At 69.5% G+C, this 10,682-nt stretch carries 9 protein-coding genes and 1 pseudogene; 3 read left to right on the top strand and 7 right to left on the bottom strand.

The genetic code is table 11. The annotated features are described in order from the left end of the window. Nucleotides 1–70 precede the first annotated feature (70 nt). On the top strand, nt 71–1,006 hold the full coding sequence (locus tag AAG801_RS36320; protein ID WP_341892786.1) for a LysR substrate-binding domain-containing protein: 936 nt from the start codon (nt 71–73) through the stop codon (nt 1,004–1,006). Nucleotides 1,007–1,031: 25 nt separating this feature from the next. On the opposite strand, the gene AAG801_RS36315 is transcribed toward AAG801_RS36320, so the two are convergent. From AAG801_RS36315 to AAG801_RS36290, 6 genes and pseudogenes are all read right to left on the bottom strand, one after another. Beyond that, nucleotides 1,032–4,433 (bottom strand): efflux transporter outer membrane subunit, encoded by a 3,402-nt coding sequence (locus AAG801_RS36315; protein WP_341892785.1) that lies wholly within the window; start codon nt 4,431–4,433, stop codon nt 1,032–1,034. Next, a complete protein-coding gene (locus AAG801_RS36310; protein WP_341892784.1) occupies nt 4,421–5,746 on the bottom strand; it encodes a hypothetical protein in 1,326 nt (441 codons plus the stop codon). Before AAG801_RS36310 ends, AAG801_RS36315 begins: the two co-directional genes overlap by 13 nt. A 22-nt stretch (nt 5,747–5,768) precedes the next feature. Continuing rightward, nucleotides 5,769–6,932, bottom strand: a complete 1,164-nt coding sequence (locus AAG801_RS36305) for an HlyD family efflux transporter periplasmic adaptor subunit (protein ID WP_341892783.1) — start codon at nt 6,930–6,932, stop codon at nt 5,769–5,771. A 621-nt stretch (nt 6,933–7,553) separates the two neighbouring features. Then, the gene (locus AAG801_RS36300; RefSeq protein ID WP_101493910.1) at nt 7,554–7,802 is read right to left on the bottom strand and encodes a hypothetical protein; all 249 of its coding nucleotides are present in this window, start codon (nt 7,800–7,802) and stop codon (nt 7,554–7,556) included. Between the two features lie 99 nt (nt 7,803–7,901). Next, a pseudogene (locus AAG801_RS36295) lies at nt 7,902–8,123 on the bottom strand (cytochrome C); the annotation flags it as partial. 100 nt (nt 8,124–8,223) lie between these two features. Next, nucleotides 8,224–8,715, bottom strand: coding sequence for a hemerythrin domain-containing protein (locus tag AAG801_RS36290; RefSeq protein ID WP_341892782.1), 492 nt, complete (start codon nt 8,713–8,715; stop codon nt 8,224–8,226). A gap of 295 nt (nt 8,716–9,010) precedes the next feature. Between AAG801_RS36290 and AAG801_RS36285 the strand changes: the two genes are divergently transcribed. After that, nucleotides 9,011–9,163 carry a hypothetical protein gene (locus AAG801_RS36285; RefSeq protein WP_341892781.1) on the top strand — a complete coding sequence of 51 codons (153 nt, stop codon included), beginning with the start codon at nt 9,011–9,013 and terminating at the stop codon, nt 9,161–9,163. Between the two features lie 17 nt (nt 9,164–9,180). Beyond that, a complete protein-coding gene (gene clsB, locus AAG801_RS36280) occupies nt 9,181–10,377 on the top strand; it encodes a cardiolipin synthase ClsB (protein WP_341892780.1) in 1,197 nt (398 codons plus the stop codon). On the opposite strand, the gene AAG801_RS36275 is transcribed toward clsB, so the two are convergent. Beyond that, on the bottom strand, nt 10,370–10,682 hold a 313-nt coding region (locus AAG801_RS36275), incomplete at its 5' end, for an SDR family oxidoreductase (protein ID WP_341892779.1). The genes clsB and AAG801_RS36275 overlap by 8 nt on opposite strands.

Below are 10,682 nucleotides of genomic sequence, written 5' to 3'. Positions count from 1 at the left end.
GAACTCGACAGCCCGCGACATCGCGCCTAGAGTCAAAGCTTCGTTAACTTCAATTCAACAATGAGCCCGCATGGCCAGTGAGATCAACCCGACGGACCTCGGCTTTTTTTCGACGCTGGCCGCGGCCGGCAGCCTCAGCGCGGCGGGGCGTGAGCTCGGCATCACCACGTCGGCGGTGAGCAAGCACCTGTCGCAGATGGAAGCGCGGCTGCGCGTGAACCTCGTCGTTCGCTCGACCCGGCGCATGAGCCTCACGCCCGAGGGCGAGCTCTACCTCGAGCACGCGCGGCGCATCCTGGCCGACATCGAGAGCATGGGTGAACTGCTCGGTGTTTCGCGGGCCGTGCCGAAGGGCCTCTTGCGCGTCAACGCCACGCTGGGGTTCGGGCGCAGCCATGTTGCGCCGATGATCTCGAAGTTCGCGCACAAGTACCCCGAGGTCGAGGTGCAGCTGCAGCTGTCGGTCAACCCGCCGCCCCTGACCGACGATGCCTTCGACGTCTGCGTGCGCTTCGGCGCGCCGCCCGATTCGCGGGTGATTGCGCGGCGCCTGGTGGCCAACCGGCGCCTGCTGTGCGCCGCACCGGCCTACCTGGCGAAACACGGCACGCCCAAGGTGCCCGACGACCTGACGCGGCACAACTGCATCGGCATCCGCCAGGGCGAAGAGGCGCACGGGCTCTGGCGCCTGTCCAAGGGCCAGGGCAAGAACGCGACGACGCATGCGGTCAAGACACGAGGCACGCTGACCACGAATGACGGCGAGATCGCCGTGAACTGGACGCTCGAAGGCCACGGCATCCTGATGCGCGCCGAATGGGACATTGCCCGTTACCTGCGCAGCGGCCGCCTGGTGCAGGTGCTGCGGCAATACCAGACGCCCGATGCCGACATCTACGCGGTGTACCCGCCGCGCCACCAGCTCGCGGCGCGGGTGCGCGCCTTTGTCGATTTTCTGGCGGTGTCGCTGGCGCAGCAGTCGCCAGGAAAACTCGCGCCGGTCTGAGCGCAGGCGCGGGGTCTCGCCCGCCCTACGCGCTGCCCCAGCCCCCGCCGAGCGCCTTGTACAGGTTCACGGTGTTCACCGCCGCCTTCAGCTGCAGTTCGATGAGCTGCTGCTGCCCGGTGTAGAGCTCGCGCTGCGCATCCTGGCTCGAGAAGTAGTCTTCCATGCCGCTGCGATAACGCGTGCGCGAGATGCCGGCCACCTTCTCGAGCACCTGCACGCGCGCCTGTTGCGCCTCCAGCTGCGGCTGCAGGTGGTCGCCGGCGATCAGCGCGTGGGCCACCTCGCGAAAAGCCACCTGCGCCGCGGATTCGTACCCGGCCATCGCGGCGGCCAGCCGCTCCTGGTTGGCGCTGACGTTGGCGGAGCGCCGGCCCCAGTCGAAGATCGGCAGCGACACGCCCAGCACGCCGGCCCAGCTGCTGTTGCCGCTGTCGAGCAAGGTCGACAGCTCCTTGCTGACACCGCCGGCCAGCGCCGTGAGCGAGATGGTCGGCAGCATCGCGGCCTTGGCCGCGCCCACGCCCGAGTTGGCGGCCTCGACGCGCGCATAGGCCGCGAGCAGGTCCGGCCGGCGCTGCAGCAGGCTCGACGGCAACCCGGCCGCGACCTGCGCCGTCGAGTTCTCCGGCCAGGGCCGTGTGCTGCCCGTCTCGGGCGGCACGGGGCGGCCGACCAGCACGTTGAGCCACTGCAGGTCCTGCGCGACACGCATGCGGTATTCCTCCTGACGCACGCGCGCGTTCTGCAGCAGCGACTGCACCCGGTACACGTCGAGCTGCGCGGCGCCGCCGACGGCGCGGGCGCGCCCGATCATGTCGGCGTTGGCGTTCAGCGCGGTCTCGTTGGCCATGGCCAGGGCGAGCAAGGCGCGGTCGGCGCGCAGCGTGAGGTAGGCGTTCGACACCTCGCCCACCAGGTTCATGCGCGCGGCCGCGTGGTCCTTGTCGCCGGCCTCGGCGAGTGCGCCGCTTTGCTGCGCAGCGCTTTGCTGGCGACCGAAGAAGTCCAGCTCGTACGACATCACGCCCGCCTGGATGTCGAAGCTGTTCGACACGCGCCCGTCCGACGGCAGGTTGCCGACCGGGCTGAGCGAGCCCTGCGGCGTGGTCTGCGCCCGCTGGCCGTGCGCCGACAGACCCACCTGCGGGAACAGCGAGGCGCGGCTGCCGGCATAGGTGGCGCGCGCCTCGCGGGCCTTCGCGGCATAGACGCGCAGGTCGCGGTTGTTGTCGAGCGCCGTGGCGATCAGGCCGCGCAGCTCCTCGTCCTGCACGAAGCTGCGCCAGTCCACGGGCTGCGCGCTGGGCGCCGTGGCGCCGGCCGGCCATTGCGTCGGCACCGTGAGGTCGGGTTCCTTGAGCGGCGGCGTGAGGTTGCAGCCGGTCGTCACCAGCACGATGCACACGGCCAGCACCGCCAGCAGCAGGCGCAGCGACAGGCGCGCAAAGCCCGCGCCCGGGGCGCGAATCCCCGCGCTCGCCATCAGGGCCGAAGCCGCCTGCCAGGGCCGCACCTGCACCGCCACGTGGCTCGGCGGCACGTTGAAGACGTGGCGCACGAGGTGTTCCCGCTGCGCCTCGGTGGCGGCGAACTTCAACTCGGCGCCCGCCCTGCCGCGCGCGGCGAGGTGGGCCGACAGCCAGCCGATGGGCTCGACATGCACCTCCAGCGGCTGCCCGACGCGCAGGCGCTTCAGCAGGCCCCGGCCTTCGAGCAGTGCGCCGTCGGTCGCGATGTTGACGAAGCGCGACTCGCCCTCGCCCGCCGCCGTGCGCACCCGTGTCAGTGCGCGCCAGGGAAAGCGCTCTTCCTGCTGCGGGCGCGGCAGATCGACGCAGGCCATGAGCGCGCCCAGGCACAGCACCAGCGCGATGCCGGTCCACACGAGGTTGAGCTGGTCGCCCGGCGTCAGCGCCGCGCCGCTCAGCGCCGCCATCGCGGCCGCGCCCTGCAGCGCCACGAGCAGGCCGCCGAAGACGCCCACCAGCTTCCAGTGCACCACCGTGCGCGAGCGATCGAGCCCCTTGGCCGTCACCTTGAACGGATGGCCGAAGGGCTTCAGCATCGCGCGGGCCAGCGTGCCGCTCACGGCCATCGCCGCCACCAGCTGGCTCACCTCGCTGAACACCGGCAGGCAGCGCCGCTGGCTGATCCAGTAGCTGTAGGCCCAGAACATCATGAGCGACGGCAGGCCGTAGGCGGCAAAGGCCTGCGGCGTCGCATGGAAGGCCGAGACACCGGCATACCAATACAGCGCCGGCGCCAGCAGGATCAGCACCATGAACGGCTTGCCCAGCCAATGCAGCAGCCCGTGCACGAAGTGCAGCCGCGCCGACAGGCTGTAGCCGCGGCCGAGCAAGGGACCGTTGGGCAGCAGCGCGAGCTGCACGGTGCCCAGGCACCAGCGGCTGCGCTGGTTGATGTAGTCGATGATGCTCTCGGCCGACAAGCCGTTCGACAGCCGCTCGCCCAGCCAGCGCGTGATGCGGCCCCGGCGCAGCAGCAGGTAGGTGGTGTGGATGTCTTCGCACACGCTGCCGACCGGGAACCCGCCCGCCTCGGTGATCGCGTCGCGTCGCACGATGAACGAGGTGCCCACGCAGAAGGCCGAATCGACCGCGTCCTTCGCGGGCTGCAGCACGTCGAAGAACACGCGCTGCTCGTCGACCCAGCTGTCGGTGGCGCGCAGGTTGTGCTGGATGGGGTCGGCGTTGTAATAGAACTGCGGCGTCTGCACCAGCCCCACGCGCTTGTCCTCGAACAGGCCGAGCATGCGGTAGACGATCTGGCGCTGCGGCGCGAAGTCGGCGTCGAGCACGAGGATGAACGGCGCATCGGTCACGCCCGCGGACAGGCGCAGGCCGTTGTTGAGGTTGCCGGCCTTGGCGTGGCTGTTGTCGGGCCGCCGTGCGTAGTGCACGCCGCGGCGCTCGCAATACTCGCGCAGCCAGTCGCGCCGCGTGTCGTCGAGCACCCAGACGTTCAGCCGCGGGTAGTCGATGGCCTGCGCGGCGATGATGGTTTTCTCGAGCACGGCCAGCTCTTCGTTGTAGGTGCAGATGAAGACATCGACGGCCGGCACATCGTCACCGCGAGCGCGCAACGCGGCCTCGCCCCGGTCGGCCTGCGCGCGGTTGTCGCGGCGCCGCATGAGCATGTGGATCGACATCAGCGTGTAGACGATGGCCGTCAGCTCGAAGCACAGGAACACCCAGGCGAACAGGGTTTCAAAGCCCAGGTCCGACGGCGGCATCGTGGCCACGATGCGCCAGACGGCGTAGCGCAGCAGCAGCAGCGCGGTCAGCGCGCCGAACAGCACGCGGTGGGTGATGCGCTCGACTTTGGCCCAGGACATGAGGAGCAAGGCGAGCCCCCCGACCAGTGCGTTGAGCTGGAATTCCGGAGTGGCGATCAGGCTGGACATGATGGAACGGCTCCCGAGGCAATGGTCTTGCCGGTGAAGGGGTTGAAACCCGTGGCGGCCAGGGCGATCCAGGCGGTCGCGCCGAGGTGCGGCCAGCGGTAGTAGAAGAAATCGGCACCGGTCGAATCGGGGCCGATGGCCAGGCCGGTGGAGATGCGCGCGCTCGGCGTGGCGTAGTACAGGCCGTTGCCGGCACGCTGCGAGGCGAGCAGCTGCCACAGCGCCTCGGGCGCGGCGCCCTTGCGGGCCACCAGCGTGGCAGCGGCCTGCGCGCTGCCTTCGGTCCAGATGCCGTCGGGCTCGCGCGAGAAACCGTAGCCCGCGCCGGAGCGGTGGTGCTTCTCCACCCAGTCGAGGCTGCGACCCCACGCGCACGAGCCCTCGGGCGCCGCGAGCAAGGGCCACAGCTGCGCGTCGAGGCCGGAGCCTTCGGTGGAGACGGTCGCGCCATCCTCCTTGGTGCCGATGTGGAAGCGCTGCTCCGACGGGTTCCACATGCGGCCCACGAAATCGAGCGCGGTGCGCGCCTGCCTTTGCTCCGCCGCGTCGGGCTGGCCCTCGGCGCGCACGGCCCGTGCGGCCCACGCCGCCGCCATGGCGATGTCCAGGTTGTGCTCGGTGGACTTCCAGGTCTGCGCGCGCTGGGCGTTGTCCCATCCATGGCGCCCGCCGTTGTAGCCGTCGGGCCCATTCTTGGCGCGCGTGTTCTGCTCGGTCCAGGCCAGCAGCCGGCGCGCAGTCGCCAGGTAGGCGGGCGTCGGCTCGGCCTGGTGCAGGTTCAGCAGCAGCAGCGCAGCCCAGGCCACGTTGCCGGTGGCGGTGCTGACCTGGTACGCATCGGCGATCCACTGCTTGCGCCCCGCGTCCCAGCGGCCGGGCAGCGCGGGCTTTTCCTCGGTGACCGGCCCCGCGCGGTAGGCGTTGCGCACGCGGCCGTCGGGCATCGACTGGTCGTGCGCCACGGCACGCACCACGGCATCGCCGATGCGCCGTGCAGCAGCGCGGTCGCCGCACGCGAGCAGCGCGATGCCGGCCAGCGCGTTGTCGTAGGTGAAGCCGGCGCCCGCCAGCGCGGGCTCGAACGGCGGCTCGCCGGGCGCATTCGCCGGGCGGTAGCTGGTCAGGAACAGCGGCCCCGATGCCGCGCTGCCCTGGTCCTGCGTGACGGCGCGCCGCAGCCCGTCGCAACTGTCGCGCGCAAGGGCCTGCTGCGTGGCGCCGGGCGAAGGCGCAGCAGCCGCCGCAGCGCCGGCAAGCGCGATCGATGCAACGGCGCAGCGCGCCCCTCGGACGAACGAAACAGGAATCGGCATGACGTTCTCAGCTGCTGTGCGCTCAGGCCTTGGCCAAGCTGGCCGACACCACCTTGCCCGGCACGCACAAGGTCTGGCGGCTTCCGTCTGCGGACTGCGGCGGCTCGGCCGCCTCGATGCGCGCCACGGCGTAGATCGAGCCCTGCTCGGCAAAGGGGAAGGGCACGCTGTACGTGCTCTGCAGCGCATCGGAGGCCACGGGCAGCAGCTGCTCGACGCGCGCCGGCACCGCGACGTTCTCCGCCACCTTCACATCGAGCATCGAGCCGACGCTCAGGCGCTTGGCCAGCCGCGCGGGAAACACGGCGACGACGCCGATGCGGCTGCAGTCGGTCACGCGCACCAGCGACGCACCCGCCGTGACGTACGCGCCCTCGGGCGTCAGCACCGTGTGCACCATGCCGGGCTGGGTCGCCTTGACTTCGTAGGCGGCGAGCTTTTCGACGCGGCGACGCTCTTCTTCCTCGAGCTGCGAGATCTCCTTGAGCTGCTTGTAGATCGCAGTGCCGTCCTGGCGCGCGCGGTCGGTGCTGTTGCGCAGCGCTTCGCGCCGGCTGGCGAGCGTCTGGAACATGCTGTTGCCCCCGGTGCCCACGAAGGCGCCCTGGCCCGCGCTCGCCACGGTCTGCGCCTGCCCCGCGAAGGCCTGCTCGGCCACCGCCGCGGCGGCGCGCGCGGTGCTCAGCTGGGCCTCGGCCGCGTTCATCACCTGTTCGCTGATGGCGCCCTCTTTCAGCAGCGCTTCGTTGGTGCGCACCTTGTTCTCCTGCTCGGCCACCATGCTGTGCGCGACGTCGCGCTGGCGCTGCGCGATCTCCCAGGCATCCCAGGTCTGCGCCAGCGAGGCCTGCCGGGTTACCTGCGCCTGCTGGCCGATGGAGCGCATCTCCTGGTTGTCGGACTTGTACTGGTTGCCCAGCTGCGCCAGCTGGCTCTGCAAGCCGAGGCGCTGCGTGGTCAGCGTGGTGAGGATCTCCTGGCTGACGGTCGGGTTGCGCACCGTGGCCACGAGCGTGCCGGGGGCCACCGCGTCGCGCGAGCGCACCGCCATCTGCGTCACCACACCGTTGATCGGCGACGTGACGATGCCGACCGGCGCCTGCAGCACGGCGCGCGTGGCCTGCGAGGACATCAGCGGCTCGACCAGCGTGGCGACCATCAGCCACAGCACGAAGGCCAGCAGCACATAGCCCGCCAGCTTGGGAACGAGGGCGCCTCGCTGGCGCCGGCGCCGGCCGCGCCCGGCACGCGCATGCGGCCTGGCGGGCTGTCGGCCCGGTTTCGATGGAGAAGGATTGGATCTGAGCACTCGCATAGCCACCTCTTGAAAACGTCGATGGCCTGCCATGTCCGGCATGCCCTCAGATGAAGCAAAAAAAGTCTTGACGCACCCCTGCCCGATCGCAGGTCCGCGCCTTCGATTTCTCGTGCTGCGGTGCAATAAAGTTACGCCCAAAGCGCGGCGCGAGCTGCTTCCGGGAGAAACAATATGTGCGAACTTCACATCTACTTTTCGGCCCCGGACCGGGCGAAGTCCTACATTGGTTTTGCTGCGTCGGGGGGTTGACACGGGCGGGAGGTGTCGGCACGCCGGAACGCCGCGGAATCGCGTTTGTCTCGGGAGACCGCAGGCGCGGCGGAACGCGCGAGCCGATGAAGCCGTCCGCCGGCGCGTGGCGCCAAAAACGCGGCGTGTGCGCCGCGATCAACAGGCCGTAACGATATTGCCGCGATTGGTCACAGCCGCCGCCAAACCGTGTGGCGGGCGCGCATCAGCGCGTGCCATGCCCGCAACAGTAGCGTGGGCTCAACACGGCGGCGCCGTCCCCAGGCGTTGCCGCACGGCCCACTCCTGGATGAAATACTCCGCGCGAAACTTCAGCCGCTCGAGCGCGACTTCACGGCTGGGCTGCTGGGCAATGACGAGCACGCACCGCTGGGCGGGACCCTCGCGCAGTTCTGCCTTGCCCGCGTAGGCGCCCTCGGCGGTCTGCTGCAGTTCGAGCCAGCAACTCCAGCCTTCAGGCAGACCCAGGTTGGCGAGGGCGGCTGTCATGGCACTTCCAGAATAGTTCGCCGCCGGGCGTTACTCAAATGCCGGGGCATTGACCCTGCCCGTCGTGGGCCGTGGGTCAAGGCAGCGTGGCCTGAGCGTTCAATCCAGCGTCGCAAGGTAGGCCGCGATGTCGCGCGCGTCCGCTTCGCTCATGCCCATCTCGGGCATGAGCGAAGCGGATCTACGGTATGTGTGGCGCAGCCATCGCACCATGTGTTCGCGCGTGTTGGCGAGCTTCCGGACGATGATGTCGCGCCGCGCGATACTGGCCAGCGACGGTCCCCCGTGCGGCGACGAGCCCGTGGCGCCGGGGATGACGTGGCACGCATTGCAGGCTTACTGCGACAGCGCCCGCTGGCCACGCCGGACGCTGTCGTGGATGCTGTCGTTGGCGCGCGCTCCCCCTCGACAGCACGCGGTCTCAGGCCATCGCGCCGAGTTCTTCCATGAGCTCTTCCTTGCGCTGCGCCAGTTGCTCGCGCATGCCCACGAGGTCAAGGCCGCGCGCCGCGCGTGCCTTCACGAAGATCTCGTTGCGCTCTTCCTTCACGTGGTGGTCGATGTACTCGCCCAGCACGATCACCTTGGCGTCGAACTTCTCGTCGATCTCGGTGGCGTCCAGGATCTGCGCGATGAGTTCCTTGGCGCTGGCGTGTTCCACCTCGGCTTCGTCGAGCAGGTCGGTCTCCTTGATGGCCGCGCGCAGCGCGGGGTAGAAGATTTCTTCCTCGATCTGCGTGTGGACCTTGAGTTCCATGCAGATCTCGTTGGCCAGCTCGCGCTTCTTCTGTTCTGCAGAGGCGGCGCGCGATTCAGCCAGTTCGCCGTACGCCTTGAACATCTTCTTCACGTGGCGGTGGTCGGTGTCGAGAAAGCTGCAGGCATCGGGATCATTGCGTCGGGTCGTGGGCATCGTGGGGCTCCATGGGTTGAAGGAATGATGAAAGGAACGGAGATCGCACGATGAAACGGCCGCAAGAAAAACGACGTAGGAAAGCTCCGTACCCGCATGGCGGCGCACGGCGCAGGCCGCAACAACTCGCAACAGCGGTGCCTGCCGCGTCCGCCACGTCCGACCCGCAGCCGGTGCGCGGCCTGACACGGCGGCGGTGCCGGCGCGCTAGCGTTGAACCGACCCCACGGCGCCGGCGAAGAAGAAAGAAGTTCGGCGCTATCCGTTCAACGAACCCTGCGAAAGGAGCTTTCCGATGATCCGCAAACTCGCTTCCGGCCAATACCGCCTCTACGCCCGCAAGGTCGATCCGCAGACGGGCAAGCGCCGCAACCTGGGCACCTTCGACTCGCGCGAAGATGCCGAGCGGCACGAGCGCGAGGTGCAGTACTTCAAGCACCACCACTGAACCACAGGACGCCCGACATGAAGCGCTCGGACTGGACGCACGGCAACGCGGCGCGCCTGCTGGAGAACGGCGACGCGTTCTTTCCCAGCGTCTTCGAAGCGCTGGCGCAGGCCCGGCACGTGGCCTTGCTGGAGACCTTCATCCTTGAGGAAGACAAGGTGGGCAACGCCCTGTGCGACGCGCTGTGCGCCTGCGCGGGGCGCGGCGTGCGCACGGTGCTCACCATCGACGGTTTCGGCTCGCCCGGGCTCTCGGAGCGCTTCCTCGGCCGGCTCACCGGCGCCGGCGTGCAGGTGCGCATCTTCGACCCTGGCCGCTCCCTGTTCGGCCAGCGGCTGAACCTGCTGCGGCGCATGCACCGCAAGCTGGTGGTGGTGGACGACGCCGTGGCCTTCGTGGGCGGCATCAACTTCTGCGCCGACCAGATGCTGGACTTCGGCGAGATGGCCAAGCAGGACTACGCGGTGGAACTGCACGGGCCGATCGTCGCGCGCATCCACGCGTTCATGGCGCGCACGGCGGGCATCGACAGCAGCGCCGGCTCACCCGGTTCGGCCGCCGGCACCGCCGCCGTGCTGTTCGCGGCCCGCGACGACAAGGCCTCGCCCGACGGCATCGAGAAGATCTACCGGGAGGCCATTCGCACCGCACGCTCGCGCGTGTGCATCGCCAATGCCTACTTCTTTCCGGGCTACCGCCTCTTTCGCGACCTGTGCCGCGCGGCCGGGCGCGGCGTGGAGGTCAAGCTGTTCCTGCAGGGCATGCCCGACATGAAATCGGTGCGCTTTGCCGCGCGCCTGCTCTACGGCCACCTGCTGCGCGCGGGCGTCGAGGTGCACGAGTACTGCGCCCGGCCCATGCACGGCAAGATCGCGATCGTGGACGATGGCTGGGCCACCATCGGCTCGAGCAACCTCGACCCGCTGAGCCTGGCGCTCAACATGGAAGCCAACGTGGTCGTGGTCAGCCGGTCGTTCAATGCCGAAGTGGCCGCGCGGCTCGCGACACTGGAAACCCACTGCGAGCCCGTGCGCCGGGACACGCTGCCGCTGTGGAACCGATGGCCGCCGCTGGGCAGCTTCCTCGTCTTTCATGTGCTGCGCTGGGTGTCGCGCGTGGGCGCGTGGCTGCCGCGCCGGCGGCAGCGCGTGAAGGCCCTGGGCGACGGCGCCGGGCACCGCCCTCCTCACAACAGCCCACCGCCGCTCAGATGAAGGGCACGCCGCCCGTCACGGCCACCGTCGCGCCCGAGATGTAGCTCGCCTGGTCGGAGGCCAGCAGCACGTACACCGCCTGCAACTCGGCCGGCTGACCGGGGCGCTTCATCGGCGTCTGCAGGCCGAAGTTTTTCACGCGGTCGGGCGGCAGCGTCGAGGGAATCAGCGGCGTCCAGAACGGACCCGGCGCCACGCAGTTCACGCGGATGCCCTTTTCGGCCAGCAGCTGCGCCATGCCGCCCGACATGTTCTGGATCGCACCCTTGGTTGCGGCATAGGCCACGAGCGTGGCGTTGGGCTTG

Source organism: Variovorax sp. YR752 (assembly GCF_943372545.1).
The sequence above is the reverse complement of the archived record's forward strand: the minus strand, read 5'-3'. Positions and strand labels throughout refer to the sequence as shown.